The organism is Arthrobacter sp. GAS37, assembly GCF_044908325.1.
In the GTDB taxonomy this organism is placed as follows: Bacteria; Actinomycetota; Actinomycetes; order Actinomycetales; family Micrococcaceae; genus Arthrobacter; species Arthrobacter ramosus.
Genome location: NZ_JBIYDB010000040.1, coordinates 15,871 through 38,766 on the forward strand (window position 1 = coordinate 15,871; position 22,896 = coordinate 38,766).

At 61.5% G+C, this 22,896-nt stretch carries 34 protein-coding genes; 4 read left to right on the plus strand and 30 right to left on the minus strand.

Annotated features, from left to right (window positions below; genetic code table 11):
- Positions 1 to 13: 13 nt before the first annotated feature.
- The 6 genes from ABH924_RS20980 to ABH924_RS21005 all read right to left on the minus strand — a co-directional run bounded on the left by ABH924_RS20980 (position 14) and on the right by ABH924_RS21005 (position 3,811).
- Positions 14 to 1,024 carry a DNA-directed RNA polymerase subunit alpha gene (locus ABH924_RS20980; RefSeq protein ID WP_136321891.1) on the minus strand — a complete coding sequence of 337 codons (1,011 nt, stop codon included), beginning with the start codon at positions 1,022 to 1,024 and terminating at the stop codon, positions 14 to 16.
- A 142-nt stretch (positions 1,025 to 1,166) separates the two neighbouring features.
- A complete protein-coding gene (gene rpsK, locus ABH924_RS20985; RefSeq protein WP_234749080.1) occupies positions 1,167 to 1,568 on the minus strand; it encodes a 30S ribosomal protein S11 in 402 nt (133 codons plus the stop codon).
- A 51-nt stretch (positions 1,569 to 1,619) separates the two neighbouring features.
- Complete coding sequence (rpsM, locus tag ABH924_RS20990; protein ID WP_011775569.1) at positions 1,620 to 1,997, minus strand: 30S ribosomal protein S13; 378 nt, start codon at positions 1,995 to 1,997, stop codon at positions 1,620 to 1,622.
- A gap of 190 nt (positions 1,998 to 2,187) precedes the next feature.
- Entirely contained in the window at positions 2,188 to 2,301 is a 114-nt protein-coding gene (rpmJ, locus tag ABH924_RS20995) for a 50S ribosomal protein L36 (RefSeq protein WP_011775570.1), read from the minus strand.
- 81 nt (positions 2,302 to 2,382) lie between these two features.
- A complete protein-coding gene (infA, locus tag ABH924_RS21000; RefSeq protein ID WP_009358723.1) occupies positions 2,383 to 2,604 on the minus strand; it encodes a translation initiation factor IF-1 in 222 nt (73 codons plus the stop codon).
- Positions 2,605 to 2,860: 256 nt separating this feature from the next.
- Positions 2,861 to 3,811, minus strand: coding sequence for a P1 family peptidase (locus ABH924_RS21005; RefSeq protein ID WP_404501940.1), 951 nt, complete (start codon positions 3,809 to 3,811; stop codon positions 2,861 to 2,863).
- 236 nt (positions 3,812 to 4,047) lie between these two features.
- Here ABH924_RS21005 and ABH924_RS21010 point away from each other — a divergent pair, with 236 nt between their 5' ends.
- The 3 genes from ABH924_RS21010 to ABH924_RS21020 are packed head-to-tail and all read left to right on the plus strand — an operon-like array spanning position 4,048 to position 7,339.
- Positions 4,048 to 4,998 carry a carbohydrate ABC transporter permease gene (locus ABH924_RS21010; RefSeq protein WP_404501942.1) on the plus strand — a complete coding sequence of 317 codons (951 nt, stop codon included), beginning with the start codon at positions 4,048 to 4,050 and terminating at the stop codon, positions 4,996 to 4,998.
- A complete protein-coding gene (locus ABH924_RS21015; RefSeq protein WP_404501944.1) occupies positions 4,995 to 5,933 on the plus strand; it encodes a carbohydrate ABC transporter permease in 939 nt (312 codons plus the stop codon). Before ABH924_RS21010 ends, ABH924_RS21015 begins: the two co-directional genes overlap by 4 nt.
- A 59-nt stretch (positions 5,934 to 5,992) precedes the next feature.
- Positions 5,993 to 7,339, plus strand: a complete 1,347-nt coding sequence (locus tag ABH924_RS21020; protein ID WP_404501946.1) for an ABC transporter substrate-binding protein — start codon at positions 5,993 to 5,995, stop codon at positions 7,337 to 7,339.
- A gap of 87 nt (positions 7,340 to 7,426) precedes the next feature.
- Here the strand turns inward: ABH924_RS21020 and map are convergent, their stop codons facing one another.
- The 23 genes from map to rpsJ form a co-directional block, all read right to left on the minus strand.
- Positions 7,427 to 8,254 carry a type I methionyl aminopeptidase gene (gene map / locus ABH924_RS21025; protein WP_234749070.1) on the minus strand — a complete coding sequence of 276 codons (828 nt, stop codon included), beginning with the start codon at positions 8,252 to 8,254 and terminating at the stop codon, positions 7,427 to 7,429.
- Between the two features lie 236 nt (positions 8,255 to 8,490).
- Positions 8,491 to 9,060: an adenylate kinase gene (locus tag ABH924_RS21030; protein ID WP_404501955.1), complete on the minus strand. Its 570-nt coding sequence runs from the start codon at positions 9,058 to 9,060 to the stop codon at positions 8,491 to 8,493.
- Between the two features lie 5 nt (positions 9,061 to 9,065).
- A complete protein-coding gene (gene secY / locus ABH924_RS21035) occupies positions 9,066 to 10,376 on the minus strand; it encodes a preprotein translocase subunit SecY (RefSeq protein ID WP_234749068.1) in 1,311 nt (436 codons plus the stop codon).
- A 189-nt stretch (positions 10,377 to 10,565) separates the two neighbouring features.
- Positions 10,566 to 11,048, minus strand: coding sequence for a 50S ribosomal protein L15 (gene rplO / locus ABH924_RS21040; RefSeq protein ID WP_059387372.1), 483 nt, complete (start codon positions 11,046 to 11,048; stop codon positions 10,566 to 10,568).
- Positions 11,048 to 11,254 carry a 50S ribosomal protein L30 gene (rpmD, locus tag ABH924_RS21045; RefSeq protein ID WP_059387371.1) on the minus strand — a complete coding sequence of 69 codons (207 nt, stop codon included), beginning with the start codon at positions 11,252 to 11,254 and terminating at the stop codon, positions 11,048 to 11,050. The genes rplO and rpmD overlap by 1 nt, the downstream gene beginning before the upstream one ends.
- Before the next feature lie 2 nt (positions 11,255 to 11,256).
- Positions 11,257 to 11,928: a 30S ribosomal protein S5 gene (gene rpsE, locus ABH924_RS21050; protein WP_028265093.1), complete on the minus strand. Its 672-nt coding sequence runs from the start codon at positions 11,926 to 11,928 to the stop codon at positions 11,257 to 11,259.
- Positions 11,929 to 11,957: 29 nt separating this feature from the next.
- A complete protein-coding gene (gene rplR, locus ABH924_RS21055; RefSeq protein WP_234749066.1) occupies positions 11,958 to 12,341 on the minus strand; it encodes a 50S ribosomal protein L18 in 384 nt (127 codons plus the stop codon).
- A gap of 3 nt (positions 12,342 to 12,344) precedes the next feature.
- Complete coding sequence (gene rplF / locus ABH924_RS21060; RefSeq protein ID WP_234749064.1) at positions 12,345 to 12,881, minus strand: 50S ribosomal protein L6; 537 nt, start codon at positions 12,879 to 12,881, stop codon at positions 12,345 to 12,347.
- A gap of 18 nt (positions 12,882 to 12,899) precedes the next feature.
- Positions 12,900 to 13,298: a 30S ribosomal protein S8 gene (rpsH, locus tag ABH924_RS21065; RefSeq protein ID WP_028265096.1), complete on the minus strand. Its 399-nt coding sequence runs from the start codon at positions 13,296 to 13,298 to the stop codon at positions 12,900 to 12,902.
- 77 nt (positions 13,299 to 13,375) lie between these two features.
- The gene (rplE, locus tag ABH924_RS21070) at positions 13,376 to 13,954 is read right to left on the minus strand and encodes a 50S ribosomal protein L5 (protein ID WP_234749062.1); all 579 of its coding nucleotides are present in this window, start codon (positions 13,952 to 13,954) and stop codon (positions 13,376 to 13,378) included.
- Positions 13,954 to 14,313 carry a 50S ribosomal protein L24 gene (gene rplX, locus ABH924_RS21075; RefSeq protein WP_234749060.1) on the minus strand — a complete coding sequence of 120 codons (360 nt, stop codon included), beginning with the start codon at positions 14,311 to 14,313 and terminating at the stop codon, positions 13,954 to 13,956. The genes rplE and rplX overlap by 1 nt, the downstream gene beginning before the upstream one ends.
- 3 nt (positions 14,314 to 14,316) lie before the next feature.
- Positions 14,317 to 14,685, minus strand: coding sequence for a 50S ribosomal protein L14 (rplN, locus tag ABH924_RS21080; protein WP_003803789.1), 369 nt, complete (start codon positions 14,683 to 14,685; stop codon positions 14,317 to 14,319).
- Positions 14,686 to 15,033: 348 nt separating this feature from the next.
- Entirely contained in the window at positions 15,034 to 15,333 is a 300-nt protein-coding gene (gene rpsQ / locus ABH924_RS21085) for a 30S ribosomal protein S17 (protein WP_059387365.1), read from the minus strand.
- The gene (gene rpmC, locus ABH924_RS21090) at positions 15,330 to 15,653 is read right to left on the minus strand and encodes a 50S ribosomal protein L29 (RefSeq protein WP_269995957.1); all 324 of its coding nucleotides are present in this window, start codon (positions 15,651 to 15,653) and stop codon (positions 15,330 to 15,332) included. The genes rpsQ and rpmC overlap by 4 nt, the downstream gene beginning before the upstream one ends.
- Positions 15,654 to 15,655: 2 nt before the next feature.
- A complete protein-coding gene (gene rplP / locus ABH924_RS21095) occupies positions 15,656 to 16,072 on the minus strand; it encodes a 50S ribosomal protein L16 (protein ID WP_234749058.1) in 417 nt (138 codons plus the stop codon).
- The gene (gene rpsC / locus ABH924_RS21100) at positions 16,073 to 16,909 is read right to left on the minus strand and encodes a 30S ribosomal protein S3 (RefSeq protein WP_028265102.1); all 837 of its coding nucleotides are present in this window, start codon (positions 16,907 to 16,909) and stop codon (positions 16,073 to 16,075) included.
- Positions 16,910 to 17,275 (minus strand): 50S ribosomal protein L22, encoded by a 366-nt coding sequence (gene rplV / locus ABH924_RS21105; protein WP_028265103.1) that lies wholly within the window; start codon positions 17,273 to 17,275, stop codon positions 16,910 to 16,912.
- A gap of 38 nt (positions 17,276 to 17,313) precedes the next feature.
- The gene (rpsS, locus tag ABH924_RS21110) at positions 17,314 to 17,595 is read right to left on the minus strand and encodes a 30S ribosomal protein S19 (protein ID WP_018773666.1); all 282 of its coding nucleotides are present in this window, start codon (positions 17,593 to 17,595) and stop codon (positions 17,314 to 17,316) included.
- A 12-nt stretch (positions 17,596 to 17,607) separates the two neighbouring features.
- Positions 17,608 to 18,447 (minus strand): 50S ribosomal protein L2, encoded by an 840-nt coding sequence (rplB, locus tag ABH924_RS21115; protein WP_028265104.1) that lies wholly within the window; start codon positions 18,445 to 18,447, stop codon positions 17,608 to 17,610.
- Positions 18,448 to 18,476: 29 nt separating this feature from the next.
- Positions 18,477 to 18,782, minus strand: a complete 306-nt coding sequence (rplW, locus tag ABH924_RS21120; protein ID WP_059387362.1) for a 50S ribosomal protein L23 — start codon at positions 18,780 to 18,782, stop codon at positions 18,477 to 18,479.
- Positions 18,779 to 19,396, minus strand: a complete 618-nt coding sequence (rplD, locus tag ABH924_RS21125) for a 50S ribosomal protein L4 (RefSeq protein ID WP_234749056.1) — start codon at positions 19,394 to 19,396, stop codon at positions 18,779 to 18,781. Before rplD ends, rplW begins: the two co-directional genes overlap by 4 nt.
- Before the next feature lie 4 nt (positions 19,397 to 19,400).
- Positions 19,401 to 20,051 carry a 50S ribosomal protein L3 gene (gene rplC, locus ABH924_RS21130; RefSeq protein ID WP_059387360.1) on the minus strand — a complete coding sequence of 217 codons (651 nt, stop codon included), beginning with the start codon at positions 20,049 to 20,051 and terminating at the stop codon, positions 19,401 to 19,403.
- Positions 20,052 to 20,069: 18 nt separating this feature from the next.
- Positions 20,070 to 20,378 carry a 30S ribosomal protein S10 gene (gene rpsJ / locus ABH924_RS21135; protein WP_038464699.1) on the minus strand — a complete coding sequence of 103 codons (309 nt, stop codon included), beginning with the start codon at positions 20,376 to 20,378 and terminating at the stop codon, positions 20,070 to 20,072.
- Between the two features lie 388 nt (positions 20,379 to 20,766).
- Between rpsJ and ABH924_RS21140 the strand changes: the two genes are divergently transcribed.
- On the plus strand, positions 20,767 to 22,194 hold the full coding sequence (locus tag ABH924_RS21140) for a GH1 family beta-glucosidase (protein WP_234749054.1): 1,428 nt from the start codon (positions 20,767 to 20,769) through the stop codon (positions 22,192 to 22,194).
- Between the two features lie 34 nt (positions 22,195 to 22,228).
- On the opposite strand, the gene ABH924_RS21145 is transcribed toward ABH924_RS21140, so the two are convergent.
- Positions 22,229 to 22,354, minus strand: coding sequence for a hypothetical protein (locus ABH924_RS21145; RefSeq protein WP_268818815.1), 126 nt, complete (start codon positions 22,352 to 22,354; stop codon positions 22,229 to 22,231).
- Positions 22,355 to 22,896: the final 542 nt, after the last annotated feature.

Here is a 22,896-nt window from a genome sequence, read left to right on the forward strand (position 1 = left end):
CAAGATCTGCTTGTTAGAGCTCGTCGTCGCTGAACGCGGCGTCGTCCTCTTCGATGGCTGCGGCGCGGGCTGCAAGATCGAAACCGGGAGGCGAGTCCTTGAGGGACAGACCCAGTTCAACCAGCTTTGCCTTGACCTCATCGATGGACTTCGCACCGAAGTTACGGATGTCCATCAGGTCAGCCTCGGAGCGGGCAACGAGTTCACCCACGGTGTGGATGCCCTCACGCTTGAGGCAGTTGTAGGAACGGACTGTGAGGTCCAGATCCTCGATCGGCAGTGCCATGTCAGCTGCCAAGGCAGCGTCCGTCGGCGACGGGCCAATCTCGATACCTTCAGCTGCGGTGTTCAGCTCACGTGCAAGACCGAACAGTTCCACCAGAGTGGTGCCGGCCGAGGCAACAGCGTCGCGCGGGGCGATAGCCTGCTTGGTCTCGACGTCGACAATCAGCTTGTCGAAGTCAGTGCGCTGCTCAACACGGGTAGCTTCCACGCGGAAGGTAACCTTCAAGACCGGCGAGTAGATCGAGTCGACCGGAATACGGCCGATCTCGGAGTCGCCGGACTTGTTCTGAGCTGCCGAAACGTAGCCGCGGCCGCGTTCGATGGTCAGTTCGAGTTCGAACTTGCCCTTCGAGTTCAGCGTGGCAATGTGCAGATCCGGGTTGTGGAATTCGACGCCGGCCGGCGGAGCGATGTCCGCGGCCGTGACGACTCCGGGGCCCTGCTTGCGCAGGTATGCAACAACCGGCTCGTCGTGCTCGGAGGACACGGAGAGGCTCTTGATGTTCAGGATGATCTCAGTGACATCTTCCTTGACACCCGGAACCGTGGTGAACTCGTGCAGCACGCCATCGATCCGGATGCTGGTTACAGCAGCACCGGGGATGGAAGAGAGCAGGGTACGGCGGAGGGAGTTTCCGAGGGTGTAACCGAAGCCCGGTTCCAGCGGTTCAATGATGAAACGCGAGCGGTTCTCGGAGACTACTTCTTCAGACAGAGTGGGGCGCTGTGCAATAAGCACTTAGGTTTCCTTTCGGCGAGCATCCGCTATATGACGCAACACAGGTGGTGGAAATCGGCTTGGTTCCGGCTTTGCCGGCCGGGCGCCACGGAGCAGTCAAGCTGTTCCGTGGCGGACCCGGCCGGCAAGGCCAAGAATCCAATTAGACGCGGCGGCGCTTCGGCGGGCGGCAACCGTTGTGGGCGGCGGGGGTGACGTCCTGAATGGAGCCAACCTCGAGGCCAGCGGCCTGCAGCGAACGGATTGCGGTTTCGCGTCCGGATCCCGGTCCCTTGACGAACACGTCAACCTTGCGCAGACCGTGCTCCTGGGCGCGCTTTGCAGCAGCCTCGGCAGCCATCTGGGCGGCGAACGGGGTGGACTTGCGGGAGCCCTTGAATCCAACCTCACCGGCGGAAGCCCAGGAGATTACAGCACCGTTCGGGTCCGTGATGGACACGATGGTGTTGTTAAAGGTGCTCTTGATGTGCGCCTGGCCAAGCGCGATATTCTTCTTGTCCTTCTTACGCGGCTTGCGAACCGCGCCACGAGTCTTCGGGGGCATTATTTCTCCTACAGAAAGTTATCGGGGGAAAACCGAGCTAATCCCAAGGGATTAACGTCCGGCCTTCTTCTTGCCGGCGACGGTACGCTTCGGGCCCTTGCGGGTACGAGCGTTGGTCTTCGTACGCTGACCGCGTACGGGCAGGCCCTTGCGGTGACGCAGGCCTTCGTAGCTGCCGATTTCAACCTTGCGGCGGATATCTGCTGCTACTTCGCGGCGAAGGTCACCCTCAACCTTGTAGTTGCCTTCAATGTAGTCACGCAGCTGAACCAGCTCGGCGTCAGTCAGGTCCTTGACGCGAACGTCGGCGCTGATGCCGGTGGCAGCCAGGGTTTCGTGTGCACGGGTCTTGCCCACGCCGTAGATGTAAGTAAGCGCAATTTCCAACCGCTTTTCGCGGGGAATGTCTACGCCAGCGAGACGAGCCATAGTGGCAGTGCTCCTTGAATAAACCGGAGGTCGTAGGCAGTACACCCACACTTTCAGTGCGGCCCCAGCCTCCGACCGGGGGTTAGCTGTCCGGGCCCATACGTCCCAATTCAGCTTGTGCTGCCTTTATTTACTTGCGTGGGTTAGCAACCCAGGTTGCCCTCGCGGGCGCTAGTTCCCTTGCGGGGAATTAGCCCTGGCGCTGCTTGTGGCGCGGGTTCTCGCAGATCACCATGACCCGGCCATTACGGCGGATCACTTTGCACTTGTCGCAGATCTGCTTAACGCTCGGCTTGACCTTCATGGCGTTCCTTTGCGTGTTGCAGTTGGTCAGCTGAAGCGGCTTTACCTAGGTTTTCGTTTTCCCGAGGTTGCCGCCCAGCAATTACTTGTAGCGGTAGACGATGCGACCACGTGTGAGGTCGTAAGGGCTTAGCTCCACCACTACGCGGTCCTCAGGGAGAATCCTGATGTAGTGCTGTCGCATCTTCCCCGAGATATGTGCAAGAACGATGTGCTTGTTGGTGAGCTCAACGCGAAACATCGCGTTGGGCAGTGCCTCAGTCACAACGCCCTCGATCTCAATGACCCCGTCCTTCTTGGCCATATCCTCCGCTAACTGTTGTTTGCCGCAGCCCTCCGGTTAGGCACCGGAAAATCTGCGGACGTTTTTTGTTTGTTTGGCCGTCCGGCTCTTGCCACTCCACGAAGCAGGACTCGCGACCTGTTAAATGGGCGTGGCTGTGGAGACAACCAACAAACAACTCTACGCCAAGACGGCGCGAAAGTTAAATCCGCCCATGCTAGCGCAGATACCGGCACGGTGTCACCCTTCCGCGGACCGCGGAACCCCTTGTATCCCGCTAAACCGCGCCGTAGGCAGCGAACGTGCCTGCCGCCGTCGTGATGGATTCCGCAGCCGCGACACCGTCGAGGACAGCCAGGCGGACGGCGTCTGCCGCCGCGCTTTGCAGGGTAATGAGCGAAACCTGCCTTGCTTGTTCCGAACTGCGGTCAAGCCCGACGGCGCCTGTCGCCAGCGCGAACACGGTGTCGCCGTCGGCGAGGGTATGGGAAGGATTCAGCGCCCGGGCGAGGCCGGCGTGTGCGGCACTCGCGGTGCGCTTGCATTCGGCGGGGTCGAGGAGCGCGTTGGTGGCGACGACGACAAGCGTGGTGTTCAGCGCCGGCGGCCCCACCAGTTCGGGGCTGCCCGATTCCGTCCGCCGGGACGATGTGCCGAAAGGCATCCCAAGCGCATTGACCACTGCGAGCGCGCCCACCACCACGCCGCTGTCCAAGGTGATGGACGAGGTGCCCACTCCCCCTTTGAACGCGCCACGCCCAATCACTGCACCGGTACCGGCACCGATGTTTCCACGCCCGACGTCGGCGTGCTCGCTGGAGGCCGCAGCCGCAACAGCCGCTTCGTATCCCATGGCTTCGTCGGGGCGGGCGGCGAAGTCACCGCCGCGACCCAAATCGAAGATCGCCGCGGCCGGAACGATCGGCACCAATCCCCCAGGCACGGCGAAACCGCGCCCTTGCTCCTCGCACCACCGCTGGGCACCGTGGGCCGTGACCAAACCGAAGGCACTCCCGCCGGTGAGCACTACCGCGTCGACGGTGGGCACCAGGGTGGTGGGGTCGAGCGCGTCCGTCTCGTGCGTGCCCGGTCCGCCGCCCCGGACGTCCACCGATCCCACCGTCCCCGGCGGCGGAAGGACAACGGTCACCCCGCTCAGCCAGCCATCGCCGATCCGCTGGACATGTCCCACCCGGATTCCTGACACATCAGTGATCTTGGAAGTCATGTGCCTATTCTGCTCCTCGCCCACAAACGGTAGTCGTGCCTCGAATGTGAACACGGGCCCATGCGCCACGAAACATCGAGTAAACGATCGCAAAAGGCTTGTCCAACAATCCCGCGAACGCCCCCTTTTTTGACTTGACAGGGGTTCCCGTGTGGTGAGGTAAAACTAGCCGCCCCCTTGACCCAACAGTTCGGGTCCGGCGCGCCCCGATATCTGCGAACCGTTAGAGACCTCCCATGACAAGACAACTGACAGGCAGCCCCGCGGCCACCGCGCAGGCTGTCCCGGCCCCTCAGCGCCGGGGACGCTGGTCCGGCCGAACCCGACGCGACTTCTTCGTGTTTCTGGCACTGGCCTTGCCGAACTTGGCGCTGATCGCGGTGTTCACGTATCTGCCGTTGATCAACAACATGTATTACTCGACCCTTGACTGGACCTTGGGCTCCACCTCGGCCACCGTTGTGGGCTTCGACAACTACGTCAATTTCTTCACCAGCTCCGACGCCCCGCAAGTACTTGGCACCACGCTCATCTTCACCGTGGTCACCGTCGGCGGTTCCATGGTGCTGGGCCTCTTGGTGGCCCTGGCCTTGAACGCGAAGGTCCGCGGCACCACATTTGCGCGCTCAGCCGTCTTCGCCCCCTACGTCCTCAGCGGCGTAGGCGTTGGCCTCGTATGGCTGTTCATCTTCGACCCCGGATACGGCGTGCTGTCATGGCTGCTCCGGGGCATCGGCCAGCAAAGCCCCCAGTGGATCAACGATCCGCAGCTCTCCCTCGTGATGGTCATCATCGTCTACATCTGGAAGAACCTGGGCTACTGCGCCGTCGTGTACCTTGCCGGGCTCCAGTCGCTCCCGAAGGACGTCATGGAGGCCGCTTCCCTGGACGGAGCCAACGGCTTCCGCCGCTTCATGAGCATTTCCGTTCCCCTGCTCTCGCCCACGACGTTCTTCCTGCTGATCACCACGATGATCAGCTCGCTGCAGGCTTTTGACCTGATCCGCATCATGACGCCGCTGGGCAACGGCACCAGCACGCTGATCTACGAGGCCTATCTGCAGGCATTCGGTGCCTACAACCGCGCCGGCTACTCCGCCGCCATCTCAGTGGTGCTCTTCGCCATCCTGCTCATCATCACCGTGCTCCAGTTGCGGTTCGTCGAACGGAAGGTGCACTACTCATGAGCACGCTCTCTCCCGTCAGCCCCAACCCCGCAAGCGGCGTCGGGACCCTGAAAGCTCCCGACGGCGGTCCGGAGCTCCCAGCGCGCCGCGACAAGCCGTTCTCCCGCACAAACCTCGTCCAGACACTGGCCGGAGGCTACATCCCGCTGATCGTGGCCACGCTCGTGGTGGTCCTGCCGCTGATGTGGATGTTGCTGAGTTCCTTCAAGCAGCCCGGCGAGATCGTCACCACGGATCTCAAGATCCTGCCGCAGGGCCTGAACCTGGAGAACTACCACACGGCCATGACCACAGTGCCGTTCGCGCGGTTCTTCCTGAACAGCCTGATCGTCACCGTGGTCGGTTCCACGGTGAAGGTGATCCTGGCCATCCTGACGGCGTACGCCCTGGTTTTTGTCCGTTTCCCGTTCAAGAACGTCATCTTCGTCGTGATCCTCGTGGCCCTGATGGTGCCGCCGCAAGTGTCGATCCTCCCCAACTACATCCTGATCGCGGGAATCGGCGGGAAGAACACCCTGTGGGGGATCATTCTTCCGGGACTCGGCACCGCCTTCGGAACCTTCCTCCTTCGCCAGCATTTCAAAACGCTTCCGGGGTCCATCCTCGAAGCCGCGGAAATCGACGGCGCGGGCCATTGGCGCAGGCTTTGGCAAGTAGTCGCCCCCGTGTCGCTCCCCTCCATCGCCACCGTCGCCCTCGTCACCGTGGTCAGCGAGTGGAACGACTACATCTGGCCCCTGATCATCACGGACCGGCCGGAAACCATGACCCTCCCCGTTGGCCTGACCCTCCTTCAGAACTCTGAAGGGAACGGCGCCGGCTGGGGGATCCTGATGGCCGGGGCCGTCCTGGTGATCATCCCCATCCTCCTGGTCTTCGCAGCGTTGCAACGCTACATCGTTGCCGGGCTCACCCAGGGCAGCGTCACCGGCTAGCAACACCGCACCTTCCACACAACCCCATCACCACCTTTGCATCCTTGAGAGGACCAACCATGGCAATGAATCTTGATCGTAGAAACTTCCTGGGGCTCGCCGGCCTTGGGGTCGGCGCTGCCGCCCTGGCAGCATGCGGCGGTCCGTCGACCAGCGGCAGCGCAGCGAGCAGCAGCCCTTCGGACATCGACTTCACGGGCGTCAAGCCGGCCGGCTCGTTCGACTTCTGGACCAGCCACCCCGGGCAGTCCCAGGCCGTCGAGCAATCCATTATCGACAAGTTCCAGGCGAAGTTCCCGGACATCAAGGTGAACCTCGTGACGGCAGGCGCCAACTACGAGGAAATCGCCCAGAAGTTCCAGACCTCGCAGGCCGCGAAGTCGGCCCTCCCCGGCCTCGTAGTGCTCTCCGACGTCTGGTGGTTCCGCTACTACACCAATGGCAACATCATTCCGTTGGACGGACTCATCAAGCAGCTGGACGTCAAAATTGACGACTTCCAGAAGTCCCTCGTAGCGGACTACCAATACGCCAACAAGCAGTGGGCGCTCCCCTACGGCCGCTCCACCCCGCTCTTCTACTACAACAAGGACCACTTCAAGGCCGCCGGCCTTCCGGACCGGGCACCCAAGACCTGGCAGGAGTTCGCCGAGTGGGCCCCCAAGCTCCAGGCCAGCTCGGGGGCAAAGTACGCCTACATCTACCCGGCCCTTGCCGGATACGCCGGCTGGACCCTGCAGAACAACCTGTGGGGCTGGGGCGGCAGCTGGTCCAACGACTGGACCTTCAACTGCGATTCCACGGAGTCCGTCACTGCCCTGCAGTGGGCCCAGGACTCCATCTACAAAGACAAGTGGGCCGGTGTCTCCTCCAAGAACGCCGCGGACGACTTCTCCGCAGGCATCACGTCCACGACGATCTCCTCCACCGGGGACCTGCTGGGCGTGCTGAAGTCCGCCAAGTTCAACGTGGGCGTCGGCTTCCTGCCGGGCGGCCCCAAGGCCGAGACCAACGTCTGCCCCACCGGCGGCGCCGGACTCGGGATTCCCAGCGGTGTGAGCAAGGAAGTCCAGCTCGCGGCTGCCACCTTCCTGAAATTCATGACCGAGCCGGAGAACACCGCGGCATTCTCGGCTGCGACCGGGTACATGCCCACGCGCGTCTCGGCGGACATGACGGCAGTCCTCGCCAAGACTCCCCAAATCAAGACGGCCATGGACCAGCTCGCCGTGACCAAGGTGCAGGACAACGCCCGCGTGTTCCTGCCCGGTGCAGATCAGGAGATGGCCAAGGCTGCCGCGAAGATCCTCACCCAGCAGGGCGACGTGAAGGCCACCATGACGGACCTCAAGACAACCCTCGATGGCATTTACACCAAGGACGTGAAGCCCAAGCTCAAGAGCTAGCCAAACTCCCCTGATACGCAGAATCCCTGGCGACACCCGAATTCCGGTGTCGTCAGGGATTTTCTGTATCGGTTGCCTGCGTGGGCGTCAGGGAATCGGAACGGGAACGACGCCGAGCGGCACCAGCTGCTCTGCACCGCCGTCGGGCGCGGAAAGCACCCAGATGCCCTTTTCGTGGACGGCCACCGAGTGCTCCCACTGGCACGAACGCTTGCCGTCGGTGGTCACCACGGTCCAGTCGTCGTCGAGGGTTGCTGTTTCGATGCCGCCGCGGACGAGCATGGGTTCGATCGCAAGGCACAGTCCCGGCCTGATCTTCGGGCCGCGGTGCGTGGTGCGGTAGTTCAACACATCAGGAGCCATGTGCATCTCCGAACCGATCCCGTGGCCTACGTAGTCTTCTAGGATGCCCAGAGGCTTTCCCGGGACGGAGGAGACGTAGTCATCCACGGCGTTGCCGATGTCGCCCACGAACTTGCCCTTGGCCAAAGCAGCAATTCCACGCCACATTGCGGCCTGGGTGACATCCGAGAGCCGCTGGTCTTCAGGATCGGCCGCCCCGACTATCACGGTGCGCGCGGAGTCGGAGTGCCAACCATCGACGATCGCTCCGCCATCAATCGAAATGATGTCCCCGTCCTGGAGGGCCCGGTCACCGGGGATGCCGTGGACCACTTCCTCGTTGACGGACGTGCAGATGGTTGCCGGGAAGCCGTGGTATCCGAGGAAATTCGACTTCGCTCCAGCGTCGATGAGGACCGCGGCGAACACGGCGTCGATCTCACGCGTGGTCACGCCCGGTTTCGCAGCCGCAACGGCCGCGTCGAGCGCTCTGCTGAGGACCAATCCGGCCTCGTGCATCTTGCGCATTTGCTCATTGGTCTTGTATTCGATGCGGGGCTGGCCGAACGCCATGGTCTCCTCTTGTCGTGTGCTGCTTGTGGTGGGCTGCGGAACCAGATCACCCTTTGGTCTCTTATTTTCCCGCATCGGCGGTCCTGCCCGAAACCGGAGCTGCGAACGCCCCGGAACGGTCCCTGGAACGGTCCCGGGTCCCGGGCCCACAGAAAGGGAACAGAAAAGGGTGTGTCCCGCGCGGGGAGCAGTTCACTCCGGCGCGGGACACACCCTTTTCAACAGTCGTGCGGCGACTAGACTGCCTTGGCCGCCTCGATGGCCAACAGGACGCGATCCGTGACCTCGTCGATGCCGCCAATGCCATCGACCTGGGTCAGGATGCCGCGTTCGGCATACTTGGCCACGACGGCCTCGGTCTGCTCGTGGTAGAGGTCCAGGCGGTGGCGGATGACACCTTCGTTGTCATCCGAGCGCCCGGTCTCCTTCGCACGGCCCAGCAAGCGTTTAACAAGTTCCTCGTCGTCGGCCGTCAGCTGAAGCACGACGTCGAGCTTCTCTTCCGTGTCGGCGAGGATCTGGTCCAGGTATTCCACCTGGGCGGTGGTGCGCGGGTATCCGTCGAGCAGGAAGCCGTTCTCGACGTCGCTCTCGCTCAGGCGGTCACGGACCATCTTGTTGGTGACGCTGTCCGGAACGAAATCGCCGGCGTCCATGTACTTCTTGGCTTCGATACCCAGCGGGGTTTCGCCCTTGACGTTTGCACGGAAGATGTCGCCCGTGGAAATAGGGACTACGCCCAAGCGCCCGGAAATCCGCTCAGCCTGGGTTCCCTTGCCCGAACCCGGGGGTCCAATGATCAGCATTCTCGTCATCGCAAAAGCCCTTCGTAGTGACGTTGTTGTAGCTGCGCATCAATCTGCTTGACGGTTTCCAGGCCCACACCCACCATGATCAGAATTGACGTACCACCGAACGGGAAGTTCTGGTTGGCGCCGATCAGGACGAGTGCGACCAGCGGAATCAACGCCACGAAGCCCAGGTAAAAGGCGCCGGGGAGGGTGATCCTGGAAAGCACGTACTGCAGGTAGTCCGCGGTCGGTTTACCCGCCCGGATGCCCGGAATGAACCCGCCGTACTTCTTCATGTTGTCCGAGACCTCTTCAGGGTTGAAGGTGATCGCGACGTAGAAGTAGGTGAAGAACACAATCATGACGAAGTACAACGCCATGTAGATGGGGTGGTCGCCCTTGGTGAGGTTGTTGTTGATCCACTCAACCCACGGGGCGATGGACTCTCCGGCCTTCGGCTGGTTGAACTGCGCAATCAGCCCGGGCAGGTAGAGCATGGAGGAAGCAAAGATGACGGGCACGACGCCGGCCATGTTCACCTTGATGGGGATGTAGGTGCTGGTGCCGCCCACGGTGCGCCGGCCGATCATACGCTTGGCATACTGGACCGGAATGCGCCGCTGGGACTGCTCCACGAAGACTACGAGTGCGACCGTCACGAGGCCGATCGCCAACACCGTGAAGAAGGTGCCCGGTCCCTTGGAGTTCCAGATGGCACCAAGCGAGGTCGGGAAGCCGGCAGCGATGGAGGTGAAGATGAGCAACGACATGCCGTTGCCCACGCCCTTCTCGGTAACCAGTTCGCCCATCCACATGATGAGGCCTGTACCGGCCGTCAAGGTGATGACCACAAGAATCGTGGCGATGATGCTCTTGTCGGGGATGATCGGCAGCTGGCAGTTGGGCAGCAGCTGGCCGGAGCGTGCCAGGGACACCAAAGTGGTGGCGTTCAGCAGGCCCAGCGCAATAGTCAGATAACGCGTGTACTGCGTCAGCTTCGACTGGCCCGAGGCACCTTCGTCATACAGCTCCTGGAACCGCGGAATGACCACGCGGAGCAGCTGCACGATGATGCTGGCCGTGATGTACGGCATGATCCCCAGGGCAAAGATCGAAACCTGCAGCAGTGCACCACCGCTGAACAGGTTGACGAGCTGGTAGAGGCCGCCCTGGTCCTGATTGCTTGACAAACATTGCTGAACATTTTGGTAGCTCACACCAGGCGAGGGGATAAAAGCTCCCAAGCGGAAGATTGTGATGATTCCCAGCGTGAACAACAACTTGCGTCGCAGATCAGGCGTACGAAATGCCCGGCCGAATGCGCTTAGCAAGCGTCCTCCTGAGTTAAAAGTCCAAGGGTGTCGAAAGGGGTCATTGAAACCCAACACCCGAGTCTAACGGTTTGATGCGCCATGCGAACAATCGAGGGGTGCGCGCCATAGGAAAAAACTCCCGGCGCGGTGGGCCGAAGCCCTCCGCACCGGGAGTCTTTTTACAGCGGGCGATAGCCCCAGAGCCCTTTAGAGGGCAGTGGTGGTTCCGCCTGCTGCTGCGATCTTCTCAGCTGCGCTGGAGGAGAAAGCGTGGGCGGTAACGTCAACCTTGACGGTGATGTCGCCGGTGCCCAGGACCTTGACGGGCTGGTTCTTGCGAACGGCACCCTTCTCAACCAGTGACTCGACGGTGACAGCGCCACCTTCCGGGAACAGCTCGTTGAGCTTGTCCAGGTTTACAACCTGGAACTCAACCCGGAACGGGTTCTTGAAGCCGCGAAGCTTCGGCAGGCGCATGTGCAGCGGCAGCTGGCCGCCGGCAAAGCCAGCCTTGACCTGGTAGCGGGCCTTCGTACCCTTGGTACCGCGACCGGCGGTCTTACCCTTGGAGCCTTCACCACGACCAACACGGGTCTTGGCAGTCTTGGCACCGGGGGCGGGACGCAGGTGGTGGACCTTCAGAGTGTTCTGCTTGTCGGCAGCCTCTGCGGCGGTTTTGTTCTCAGCCATTACTTCGCCTCCTCTACATTCACGAGGTGCGGAACCGTGTTGAGCATTCCAACGGTTACGGCATCAGCGGTACGGACAACAGTGTGTCCGATGCGCTTGAGGCCGAGGGACCGCAGGGTCTCACGCTGGTTCTGCTTGGCGCCGATGACGCCCTTGATCTGGGTGATCTCCAACTGAGCGTCGGAGGGAGTCAGGTTCTTAGCCATGACTAGACACCTGCCTTCTGGTTCTGGAGTGCGCGCACCAGAGCAGCAGGAGCAACCTCGTCCAGCGGCAGGCCACGGCGGGCTGCCACGGAAGCGGGCTCTTCCAGTCGCTTCAGGGCGTCAACAGTCGCGTGAACGATGTTGATGGCGTTCGAGGAACCGAGCGACTTGGAGAGAACGTCGTGGATACCGACGCATTCCAGTACCGCGCGGACCGGACCACCGGCGATAACACCGGTACCCGGGGAAGCCGGACGCAGCATGACAACGCCTGCTGCGGCCTCACCCTGCACGCGGTGCGGGATGGTGCTGCCGACGCGGGGAACGCGGAAGAAGGACTTCTTAGCCTCTTCAACGCCCTTTGCGATAGCTGCCGGAACTTCCTTGGCCTTGCCGTAGCCAACGCCAACCAGGCCGTTGCCGTCACCGACGACGACGAGGGCGGTGAAGCTGAAGCGACGACCACCCTTGACGACCTTGGCAACACGGTTGATGGTTACAACGCGCTCTACGAACTGGCTCTTCTCGGCCTCGCGACCGCCGTCGCGGCCACCACGGCCACCACGGTCGCCGCGGCCCTGGCCACGGTCACCACGCTCGCCACGACGGCCGCCGCGGCGGTCGTCGGTGGCAGCAGCAGTCTCAGTTGCCTCAGCAGCTGCAGCTTCAGTCACCTGAATGTCCTTTTCGTTATTCTCAACGGTCACAGTGCCAGCCCACCTTCACGTGCGCCGTCAGCGACGGCGGCGATCCGGCCGTGGTACTTGTTACCACCGCGGTCGAAGACAACAGCTTCGATGCCTGCAGCCTTGGCACGGCCGGCAACGAGCTCGCCGACGCGCTTGGCCTTGGCGGTCTTGTCGCCGTCGAATGCACGAAGGTCAGCTTCCAAAGTGGAAGCGTAAGCCACGGTTACACCCTTGCTGTCATCGACAACCTGGACGAAGATGTGGCGTGCGGAGCGGTTGACGACCAGACGAGGACGAGCAGCCGTGCCGGTGATGCGCTTGCGGATACGAAGCTGGCGACGGCTGCGTGCAGCAGACTTGCTCTTGTTCGACCGCTTCTTGTTAATTGCGATGGCCATGGTTTACTTACCAGCCTTTCCGACCTTGCGGCGGATAACTTCGCCGGCGTAACGGACACCCTTGCCCTTGTAGGGGTCGGGCTTGCGCAGCTTGCGAATGTTGGCAGCAACCTCGCCGACCTGCTGCTTGGAGATACCAGCGACGGAGAGCTTGGTCGGCCCCTCCACCGTGAAGGTGATGCCTTCGGGAGCGGAGACATTGACCGGGTGGCTGTAGCCGAGAGCGAACTCAAGGTCAGAACCCTTGGCCTGAACGCGGTAACCGGTACCAACGATTTCAAGCTTCTTTTCGTAGCCCTTGGTGACGCCCTCGATCATGTTGGCGATCAGGGTGCGGGTCAGGCCGTGCAGGGAACGCGAAGCGCGCTCGTCGTTCGGGCGGGTGACAGTCAAGGTGCTTTCGTCCAGGGTGACCTCGATCGGGCTGGCTACAGTGTGGCTCAGCTCGCCTTTGGTGCCCTTGACGTTGATGACAGAGCCATCAACCTTAACTTCAACGCCGGCAGGAACGGTGATGGGGAGACGTCCAATACGTGACATTATTCTCTTCCTTTCCCGTTACCAGACGTACGCGAGGACTTCGCCGCCCACGCCCTTCTTGCCGGCCTGCTTGTCAGTCAGGAGGCCGGAAGAGGTGGACAGGATTGCGATACCCAGGCCACCCAGCACGTGAGGCAGGTTGGTGGACTTCGCGTAAACGCGGAGACCAGGCTTGGAAATACGGCGGACACCAGCAATCGAACGCTCGCGGTTCGGACCGAACTTGAGGTCGATGGTCAGCTTCTTGCCGACTTCGGCTTCCTCTTCCTTCCAGGCAGCAATGTAGCCTTCTGCCTTCAGGATGTCGGCAACGCGTGCCTTGAGCTTGCTGTACGGCATGCTCACGGTGTCGTGGTATGCCGAGTTGGCGTTGCGCAGACGCGTAAGCATGTCTGCGACAGGATCTGTCATAGTCATTTTGGGCTCTTGCCCTTCCTCGTAATGGTTTCCGCGTTGGCTACAAAGCAGCCGCGGCCGGACCTACTACGTAGTTATTAGTCTTCGGATTTGAACGGGAAGCCAAGTGCCTTGAGCAGCGCACGGCCTTCGTCATCGGTCTTTGCAGTGGTGACAACCGTGATGTCCATGCCGCGAACGCGGTCGATGGAGTCCTGGTCGATTTCGTGGAACATAACCTGCTCGGTCAAACCGAAGGTGTAGTTGCCGTTGCCGTCGAACTGCTTGCCGTTGAGGCCGCGGAAGTCGCGGATACGGGGCAGGGCGAGGGACACGAGGCGGTCCACGAATTCCCACATACGGTCCCCACGCAGAGTTGCGTGTGCACCGATGGGCATGCCTTCGCGCAGCTTGAACTGGGCGATGGACTTGCGGGCCTTGGTTACCTGCGGCTTCTGGCCGGTGATCAGGGTGAGGTCGCGGACAGCGCCGTCGATCAGCTTGGAGTCCTTGGCGGCATCTCCAACACCCATGTTCACAACAACCTTCACCAGGCGGGGAACCTGGTTCACGTTCTCGTACTTGAATTCCTCAACCAGGGTCTGCTTGATGGAATCGGCGTACTTCGTCTTCAGACGCGGAACGATCTTCGCTGGAGTCTCGAGAGTCTCAGTCATTAGATGTCCTTCCCGGATGCCTTGGACACGCGGACACGGACGGTCTTGGAGACGCCGTCCTTATCAACGGTCTCGAGACGGAAACCGACGCGGGTCGGCTTCTTGGTCGAGGGGTCAACAAGAGCAACGTTGGAGACGTGGATCGGGGCCTCAACGACCTCGATGCCACCGGTCTTGGTGCCGCGCTGCGACTGACCGACCTTGGTGTGCTTGGTGACTCGGTTGATGCCTTCTACCAGAACGCGGTTGGCATCCGGGTAAACCCGCAAAACCTTACCCTGCTTGCCGCGGTCGCCGCCGCGCTCCTGCTTGGCTCCGGTGATGACCTGAACGAGGTCACCCTTCTTGATTTTAGCCATGGACTAAAGCACCTCCGGGGCCAGGGAGACGATCTTCATGAACTTCTTGTCACGGAGTTCACGACCAACCGGGCCGAAGATACGGGTACCGCGGGGGTCGCCGTCGTTCTTCAGAATCACAGCTGCGTTCTCGTCAAACTTGATGTAGGAACCATCCGCACGGCGGCGTTCCTTCTTGGTACGAACGATGACAGCCTTGACGACGTCACCCTTCTTTACGTTGCCGCCCGGGATAGCGTCCTTGACGGTTGCGACAATGACGTCGCCAATGCCTGCGTAGCGACGGCCGGATCCACCGAGAACGCGAATGGTAAGGATTTCCTTAGCACCCGTGTTGTCGGCGACCTTCAGTCGCGACTCCTGCTGAATCAATTTTTACTCCTTGCGTCGCGCCGGTTCTCAGACCGAAATGGAGCATACGGAATGAGCCTTGCGGAACGGTTGATCGGGGTGTCTCTTGACCTGCCTGGATTTTGCCAGAGCAGGCCTAAACTCCCGTGCCGCCAGCATCAGCTTCCCTTGCGGAAATAACTGCGCGGGGCAGTATGCCGCGGCACGATTGTTTACGAGGTGGTTGTTGACGCACAACTGGCGCCATACAAACTCAATATCCTAGCACGTTTTGCGCCTCGGACCGAAACGCGGAAAGGCCCGCATTCCTTCCGGAATGCGGGCCCTCCCACCAATCCATATCGCTGCCGGGCAAAGCCCGGCGCGGGATTACTTAGCCTTTTCGAGGATCTCAACCAGGCGCCACCGCTTTGTAGCGGACAGCGGGCGGGTCTCCGAGATCAGAACGAGGTCGCCGATGCCGGCGGTGTTCTGTTCGTCGTGAGCCTTGATCTTCGAGGTGCGGCGAATGACCTTGCCGTACAGAGCGTGCTTCACGCGGTCTTCAACCTGAACAACGATGGTCTTTTCCATCTTGTCAGAGACAACGTAGCCGCGACGCGTCTTACGGTAACCGCGCTGTTCAGCGCTGGCTGCTGCTTCCGTCACAGTTTCCTTCTGTTCGCTCACTTGGCGTCCTCTCCAGCCTCGGCTTCGGCCTTTTCAGCCTTGGCTTCTGCCTTCTTGGACTTCTTTTCTTCCTTGGCTTCCACAACCGGTGCGGCAACCTCGGCACGAATGCCCAGCTCGCGCTCACGGAGAACGGTGTAGATGCGTGCGATGTCCTTCTTTACCGCGCGCAGACGACCGTGGTTCTCCAGCTGACCGGTGGCGGACTGGAAACGCAGGTTGAACAGCTCTTCCTTGGCCTTGCGGAGTTCTTCAACGAGTCGCTCGTTGTCGAAACCGTCCAGCTGTGCGGATGCAAGTTCCTTGGATCCTACTGCCATTTCTATTCACCACCTTCGCGACGCAGAATGCGTGCCTTCAACGGGAGCTTGTGGATTGCCAGGCGCAGTGCCTCGCGAGCAACCGATTCTTCGACACCGGCGATCTCAAAGAGAACCCGGCCCGGCTTGACGTTTGCGACCCACCATTCCGGAGAACCCTTACCGGAACCCATGCGGGTTTCGGCCGGCTTCTTCGTCAGCGGACGGTCCGGATAAATGTTGATCCAGACCTTGCCGCCACGCTTGATGTGGCGGGTCATCGCGATACGGGCAGACTCGATCTGGCGGTTCGTGACGTAGGCCGGGCTCAGCGCCTGGATGCCGTACTCACCGAAAGTGACCTTGGTGCCGCCCGTTGCAGCGCCGGAACGACCCGGGTGGTGCTGCTTACGGTGCTTGACTCGACGTGGGATAAGCATTTAAGCCTGTCCTCCTTCTGCCGCGGGAGCAGCAGCTTCAGCTGCCGGAGCCTCTGCAGCAACAGGTGCTGCGTCGGCTGCCGGACGGTCGGTACGACGACGGCGGTCACCACGGTCGGCGCCACCCGGGCGGCCCGGGCGGTCGCTGGGACCGCGGCCGCGGGACGGAGCAGCAGCTGCCTGCTGAGCCAGTTCCTTGGCGGTGACGTCGCCCTTGTAGATCCAGACCTTCACGCCGATGCGGCCGAAGGTGGTCTTGGCCTCGTAGAAGCCGTAGTCGATGTTCGCACGCAGGGTGTGCAGGGGCACACGGCCTTCGCGGTAGAACTCCGAGCGGGACATTTCTGCGCCACCCAGTCGACCGGAGCAAGCAATACGGATACCCTTGGCACCCGCACGCTGTGCGGACTGCATGGCCTTCTTCATCGCACGGCGGAAAGCCACGCGGGAAGTCAGCTGCTCAGCAACGCCCTGGGCAACAAGCTGGGCTTCCATCTCGGGGTTCTTGACCTCGAGGATGTTCAGCTGGACCTGCTTGCCGGTGAGCTTTTCGAGCTCGCCGCGAATGCGGTCCGCTTCTGCGCCGCGGCGGCCGATGACGATACCCGGGCGAGCCGTGTGGATGTCCACGCGGACACGGTCACGGGTGCGCTCGATTTCGACCTTGGCGATACCAGCGCGCTCCATGCCCGTGGACATGAGCTGGCGGATGCGGATGTCTTCGCGAACGAAGTCCTTGTACCGCTGGCCAGCCTTGGTGCTGTCAGCAAACCAGTGCGATACGTGATCGGTGGTGATGCCGAGTCGGAACCCGTGCGGGTTTACTTTCTGTCCCACTTAGCGAGCCTCCTCTTTCTCCGGGGTAGCGACTACCACGGTGATGTGGCTCGTGCGCTTCTTGATCTGAAATGCGCGACCCTGAGCACGCGGCTGGAACCGCTTCATGGTCGGGCCTTCATCAACAAACGCTTCGCTGATGTAGAGGTCTCCCTCGTCAAAGGCAACACCGTCGCGGTCCGCGAGGACCCGTGCGTTTGCCATTGCCGACTGAACTACCTTGAATACCGGCTCCGAAGCTGCCTGTTCGGCGAACTTCAGAATTGCCAGAGCCTCATTCGCTTGCTTACCACGAACAAGGTTGACGACGCGCCGGGCCTTCATAGGCGTTACGCGGATGTGACGCGCAATAGCCTTGGCTTCCATTGCTTTCCTTCTCTCGTCTAAGCCGTAGAGCCAGCGCCTTAGCGGCGCTTGCCCTTACGGTCGTCCTTGACATGGCCGCGGAATGTCCGCGTGGGAGCGAATTCGCCGAGCTTGTGCCCGACCATCGACTCAGTGACAAACACCGGAATGTGCTTGCGTCCGTCGTGAACGGCAATCGTGTGACCCAGCATGTCCGGGACGATCATCGAACGGCGGGACCAGGTCTTGATGACGTTCTTGGTGCCCTTTTCGTTTTCCCTGGCGACCTTCACAAAGAGGTGCTGGTCTACGAAAGGACCTTTTTTCAGGCTGCGTGGCATGTGTCCAGGCTCCTATCGCTTGTTCTTGCCAGTACGGCGGCGACGAACAATAAGCTTGTCGCTCTCTTTGTTGGGGCGGCGGGTGCGACCTTCACGCTTACCGTTCGGGTTGACCGGGTGACGTCCACCGGAAGTCTTACCTTCACCACCACCGTGCGGGTGATCGACCGGGTTCATGGCGACACCACGGACGGTCGGGCGAACGCCCTTCCAGCGCATACGGCCGGCCTTGCCCCAGTTGATGTTCGACTGCTCGGCGTTGCCGACCTCGCCGACGGTTGCGCGGCAGCGCACGTCAACGTTGCGGATTTCACCGGAGGGCAGACGCAGCTGGGCGAAACGGCCTTCCTTGGCGACGAGCTGAACCGAAGCACCTGCGGAACGGGCCATCTTGGCGCCGCCACCCGGACGCAGTTCAACTGCGTGGATGGTGGTACCAACCGGGATGTTGCGCAGCGGCAAGTTGTTGCCCGGCTTGATGTCAGCGTCGGGGCCAGCCTCGACGAAGTCACCCTGGGACAGCTTGTTCGGGGCGATGATGTAACGCTTGGTGCCATCAACGTAGTGCAGGAGGGCGATGCGAGCCGTACGGTTCGGATCGTACTCGATTTCGGCAACGCGGGCGTTGACGCCGTCTTTGTCGTGGCGACGGAAGTCGATCAGACGGTACTGGCGCTTGTGGCCACCACCCTTGTGACGGGTAGTGATCTTACCGGTGTTGTTACGGCCGCCAGTCTTGTGCAGCGGACGCAGCAACGACTTTTCCGGAGTCGATCGCGTGATTTCGGAGAAGTCGGCTACGCTCGAGCCGCGACGGCCCGGGGTAGTCGGCTTGTATTTACGGATTCCCATAATTCATTTCCTCGTTAAAGTGGTCTCCGCTACGCGAGCGGACCGCCGAAGATGTCGATTGTGCCTTCTTTGAGGGTGACAATTGCACGCTTGGTGCTCTTGCGCTGTCCCCAGCCGAATTTGGTGCGCTTGCGCTTACCGGCACGGTTGATGGTGTTGATCGATTCGACCTTGACGGAGAAAATCTTCTCCACGGCCAGCTTGATCTCGGTCTTGTTCGAGCGGGGGTCCACCAGGAAGGTGTACTTGCCCTCATCGATCAGGCCGTAGCTCTTTTCCGAAACGACGGGTGCAATGACGACGTCGCGCGGGTCTTTGATGGTGGCTGCACTCACTTGGCATCCTCCTCGTTCTTTGCCTTGTCAGCGATGAAAGCCTCGAACGCAGCCTTGGTGAAGACAACGTCGTCGGAAACCAGCACGTCGTAGGTGTTCAACTGGTCTGCGTACAGAACGTGAACATCCGTGAGGTTGCGCACGGAAAGTGCAGCAACATCGTTGGCGCGCTCGATAACAACGAGCAGGTTCCTACGCTCGGAAACTGCACGCAACGCGGCCAGTGCTTCCTTGGAGGACGGCTTGGGGCCGGCGACCAGTTCAGCAACGACGTGGATGCGGCCGTTACGGGCGCGGTCGGACAGGGCGCCACGCAGTGCGGCAGCCTTCATCTTCTTGGGGGTCCGCTGGCTGTAGTCACGCGGTGTCGGGCCGTGGACAACGCCACCACCGGTCATGTGAGGAGCACGGATGGAACCCTGACGGGCGCGGCCGGTGCCCTTCTGCTTGAACGGCTTGCGGCCTGCACCGGAAACTTCGGCGCGGGTCTTGGTCTTGTGGGTACCCTGGCGAGCAGCAGCGAGCTGTGCGACGACGACCTGGTGCAGCAGCGGCACGTTGGTCTGGACGTCGAAGATCTCTGCGGGCAGGTCTACCTTGACAGTGCTAGTCATCTAACTAGGCTCCCTTCACGGCGGTGCGTACGAGGACGACCTGGCCGCGGGCGCCGGGGACGGCACCCTTGATAAGGAGCAGCGACTTCTCGGCGTCAACAGCGTGAACCGTGAGGTTCAGCGTGGTGTGACGTTCTGCGCCCATGCGACCGGCCATTTTCAGACCCTTGAAGACGCGGCTCGGGGTGGATGCGCCACCGATGGAACCGGGCTTGCGGTGGTTCTTGTGCGCACCGTGGGAGGCTCCAACACCGTGGAAGCCGTGACGCTTCATAACACCGGCGAAGCCCTTACCCTTGCTGGTGCCGACGACGTCGATCTTCTGACCGGCTTCGAAGAGCTCAACAGAAAGCTCCTGGCCCAGTTCGTAAGACGCGGCGTCTGCAGTGCGCAGTTCGACGACGTGGCGGCGAGGAGTTACGCCAGCCTTTTCAAAGTGACCAGCCAGCGGCTTGGTGACCTTGCGGGGATCGATCTGGCCGTAGCCGATCTGAACGGCGACATAGCCATCAGTTTCTGCATTGCGCAGCTGGGTGATGACGTTGGAGTCAGCCTGGACGACAGTTACCGGGATGAGCTTGTTGTTCTCGTCCCAGACCTGGGTCATGCCGAGCTTCGTGCCCAGCAGGCCCTTTACATTACGGGTTGCGGTCATAGTTTTCTCAGCACCTCCCTACAGCTTGATTTCGATGTTCACGTCGGCCGGCAGGTCGAGACGCATAAGCGAGTCAACAGCCTTCGGCGTGGGGTCGATGATGTCGATCAGACGCTTGTGAGTACGCATTTCAAAGTGCTCACGGCTGTCCTTGTACTTGTGGGGAGAGCGGATCACGCAGTAGATGTTCTTCTCCGTCGGCAGCGGCACGGGGCCTACTACCGTTGCGCCTGCGCGCGTGACCGTCTCAACGATCTTCCGCGCTGAAACATCAATGACCTCGTGGTCATATGACTTCAGCCGGATGCGGATTTTTTGTCCCGCCATGTCGCCTGACTCTCTTTCAGTCTGTGCGGCCCTCGAATAAAGGCTGCCCTGTTCACTTACGTGTTGTATGTGGCTGCCGAAGCATTTGAAGTAGTACTACCACCCGCCGCACAAGCTGAATCCGAAGGGATCCGGGTTCCTCAACTTGCCGGTGTAACCGACCCCCGCGGTCGGGCGTGTCGCGATTTCCACGCAAACGCGTCCGACTTCCTTTGGGGATCTGGGTTATGTTTGGGCTTCAGCTTGGACCCTGACACCCGGCATTATCCGGATCGGGACGCGAAGAAGCGCTTGAACAACTCACCTAGTATGCCGGAATTCCCCGGCATAAGCCAATCGGGCCTCGCAGACCATTGCCATCGGCTCCTGCGCTCGGGATGATGGGGTCATGACTGTCCAAGATTCTGCCACGGTGGGGGATCTTGCAGGCCGCATACGGCCGGACTTCACCTTGGGCGTCGCTGCGGCTGCCTTTCAGATCGAGGGCTCGCTCTCAGCGGACGGACGCGGACCATCAAGCTGGGATGCATTTGCCGAGAAACCAGGCGCGATCGTCGACGGGCACTCCCCCGCAGTCGCCTGCGACCACTACAACCGGACGGACGAGGACATTGCCCTCATGCAGGATCTGGGCGTGGATTCCTACCGGTTCTCCCTCTCCTGGCCGCGGATCCAACCCGGCGGCAAGGGACCCATCAACCAACAGGGCCTGGACTTCTACGACCGTTTGATAGACAAGCTCCTGAACGCCGGGGTCTCCCCCATGGTGACCCTGTTCCATTGGGACACTCCCCTGCCGTTGGAACACGACGGCGGCTGGCTGAACCGGGCGACGGCGGAACGGTTCGCCGAATACTCCGCTGCGGCCGCCCACCGCTTCGGTGACCGCGTGGCGCAATGGGTCACCCTGAACGAACCCGTTTCGGTCGCGTTGCAGGGATATGCGCTCGGCGTCCACGCTCCCGGCAGGCGGCTGCTTTTCGATGCCTTGCCGGCTGCCCACCACCAATTGTTGGGGCACGGCCTGGCCGTCCAGGCCCTGCGCGCTGCCGGCGTGGCGGGAACTGTCGGCGTAGCCAACGTGCATTCGCCAGTCCGGCCCGCAACTAAACGCTTGGCCGACGTTCTCATGGCCAAGGCCTTCGACCTCATCTTCAACCGGGTCTATGCCGATCCGATCCTCCTGGGGCGGTACCCGAAGCCGCCACTACAAGTGAAGCCTTGGTTCCGGGCCTTGGGCAAGGTCCGGGACGAGGATCTCAAGACCATTCACCAGCCGTTGGATTTCTACGGCTTGAACTACTACTACCCCATCAAGGTGGCTTCGGGCCGCGGCGACGGAAGCGCACACTGGAACACCCCGGACATGATGGCCAAGCTGCCGTTCCATCTGGCGGCCTTCCCCGAATACGAAACGACCGGATTTGGTTGGCCGGTGGCCCCCGAACACCTCGGAATCCTGCTGCGGGAGCTGAAAGACCGGTACGGAGCAGCGCTGCCTCCCCTCTTCATCACAGAGAGCGGCGCGAGCTTCCCGGAACCGGACCACACCCGGGGTCCGGTGCACGACGCCGACCGCATCAGCTACCTTGCTTCGCACCTTGGTCAGGCCTTGAGGGCCACGGCCCCTGGCGGGATCGCCCACGACGTCGAACTCCTGGGTTACTACGTCTGGACGCTGCTGGACAACTTCGAATGGGCCGCCGGATATTCACAGCGATTCGGGCTGGTGCACGTTGATTTTGACACGCTTGAAAGAACCCCCAAGGACTCGTACTACTGGTACCGGTCCTTGAGTAAGGCGCGCCGGAGCTGATTCGAAGTCCCTTTGGTGGACCGATCGTGCTAAATCAATCTTTCCTGTTCGACCGATTGATGCGCTTGGCGCGCTCGATCTCCCGGCGGAAGTATTTCCTTCCCCACATCACGCCAGCTACCACCACAACCACCACGACCAGAAAAATGAGCCATCCCATTCCGCATTCCTCCTTTGAGGCAACGCTATCAGGGCGCGGTCCTGTTGCGGGGGCCAGACGACAAGGTCGATCAATGCCGGCTTATAGGCCAAAACGTGTGTAAATCCGGGGCGCGTCATGTCCGTCCCGGGATCGTCTTCGCTCGGATGTCGGATTTTGCTCAATCACTCGAATGGACAAATTCCAGGGCCGCGGAATCACGGGACCGGCAACTTCGGCGAAGAGAATGATCCAGCAGAATCCGACGGTGTCCATAGATCCTCGAACGAGGAGAGCGAAGACTGATTGGAGGTGCCCATCAGCCGGCCAAGGAACGCCTCGAGCTCTGAGCGTCGGCTGACGTCCTGGCGTTCACCGGAGCGGCTGGCCCCGCAGCCCAGGCACCGGTAGCGCTGCTTACCCGCGCCCGTCTTTCCGTTCCGTCCCAGCGCCTGACCGCAGACCTATCCTCGATTTTTCATCGGTTGTCTGAACGGTCGTCTGGGTCCTGATTTTTGCTGGGTGGGTGCGTCCGGCTGATCGGGGGCGTGCTGGAGGGCCCG

Bases quoted from the DNA above. Each gene is read 5' to 3' on its own strand.
- ABH924_RS21140 (WP_234749054.1), top strand. From the start codon at position 20,767: ATGACTGTCCAAGATTCTGCCACGGTGGGGGATCTTGCAGGCCGCATA.
- ABH924_RS21145 (WP_268818815.1), bottom strand. From the start codon at position 22,354: ATGGGATGGCTCATTTTTCTGGTCGTGGTGGTTGTGGTGGTAGCTGGC.
- rplV (WP_028265103.1), bottom strand. From the start codon at position 17,275: ATGGAAGCCAAGGCTATTGCGCGTCACATCCGCGTAACGCCTATGAAG.
- map (WP_234749070.1), bottom strand. From the start codon at position 8,254: ATGGCGTTCGGCCAGCCCCGCATCGAATACAAGACCAATGAGCAAATG.
- ABH924_RS21005 (WP_404501940.1), bottom strand. From the start codon at position 3,811: ATGACTTCCAAGATCACTGATGTGTCAGGAATCCGGGTGGGACATGTC.
- rplF (WP_234749064.1), bottom strand. From the start codon at position 12,881: ATGTCACGTATTGGACGTCTCCCCATCACCGTTCCTGCCGGCGTTGAA.
- rplD (WP_234749056.1), bottom strand. From the start codon at position 19,396: ATGACTAGCACTGTCAAGGTAGACCTGCCCGCAGAGATCTTCGACGTC.
- ABH924_RS21020 (WP_404501946.1), top strand. From the start codon at position 5,993: ATGGCAATGAATCTTGATCGTAGAAACTTCCTGGGGCTCGCCGGCCTT.
- rplE (WP_234749062.1), bottom strand. From the start codon at position 13,954: ATGACTGAGACTCTCGAGACTCCAGCGAAGATCGTTCCGCGTCTGAAG.
- ABH924_RS21015 (WP_404501944.1), top strand. From the start codon at position 4,995: ATGAGCACGCTCTCTCCCGTCAGCCCCAACCCCGCAAGCGGCGTCGGG.
- rpsK (WP_234749080.1), bottom strand. From the start codon at position 1,568: ATGCCCCCGAAGACTCGTGGCGCGGTTCGCAAGCCGCGTAAGAAGGAC.
- rplO (WP_059387372.1), bottom strand. From the start codon at position 11,048: ATGGCTGAGAACAAAACCGCCGCAGAGGCTGCCGACAAGCAGAACACT.
- ABH924_RS21010 (WP_404501942.1), top strand. From the start codon at position 4,048: ATGACAAGACAACTGACAGGCAGCCCCGCGGCCACCGCGCAGGCTGTC.
- rplX (WP_234749060.1), bottom strand. From the start codon at position 14,313: ATGGCTAAAATCAAGAAGGGTGACCTCGTTCAGGTCATCACCGGAGCC.
- rplB (WP_028265104.1), bottom strand. From the start codon at position 18,447: ATGGGAATCCGTAAATACAAGCCGACTACCCCGGGCCGTCGCGGCTCG.
- rpsM (WP_011775569.1), bottom strand. From the start codon at position 1,997: ATGGCTCGTCTCGCTGGCGTAGACATTCCCCGCGAAAAGCGGTTGGAA.
- rpmJ (WP_011775570.1), bottom strand. From the start codon at position 2,301: ATGAAGGTCAAGCCGAGCGTTAAGCAGATCTGCGACAAGTGCAAAGTG.
- rplC (WP_059387360.1), bottom strand. From the start codon at position 20,051: ATGACCGCAACCCGTAATGTAAAGGGCCTGCTGGGCACGAAGCTCGGC.
- rpmC (WP_269995957.1), bottom strand. From the start codon at position 15,653: ATGGCAGTAGGATCCAAGGAACTTGCATCCGCACAGCTGGACGGTTTC.
- rplP (WP_234749058.1), bottom strand. From the start codon at position 16,072: ATGCTTATCCCACGTCGAGTCAAGCACCGTAAGCAGCACCACCCGGGT.
- rpsH (WP_028265096.1), bottom strand. From the start codon at position 13,298: ATGACTATGACAGATCCTGTCGCAGACATGCTTACGCGTCTGCGCAAC.
- rpsJ (WP_038464699.1), bottom strand. From the start codon at position 20,378: ATGGCGGGACAAAAAATCCGCATCCGGCTGAAGTCATATGACCACGAG.
- rpsS (WP_018773666.1), bottom strand. From the start codon at position 17,595: ATGCCACGCAGCCTGAAAAAAGGTCCTTTCGTAGACCAGCACCTCTTT.
- ABH924_RS21030 (WP_404501955.1), bottom strand. From the start codon at position 9,060: ATGCTGATCATTGGACCCCCGGGTTCGGGCAAGGGAACCCAGGCTGAG.
- rpmD (WP_059387371.1), bottom strand. From the start codon at position 11,254: ATGGCTAAGAACCTGACTCCCTCCGACGCTCAGTTGGAGATCACCCAG.
- infA (WP_009358723.1), bottom strand. From the start codon at position 2,604: ATGGCCAAGAAGGACGGGGTCATTGAGATCGAGGGCGTTGTGACTGAG.
- rplR (WP_234749066.1), bottom strand. From the start codon at position 12,341: ATGGCCATCGCAATTAACAAGAAGCGGTCGAACAAGAGCAAGTCTGCT.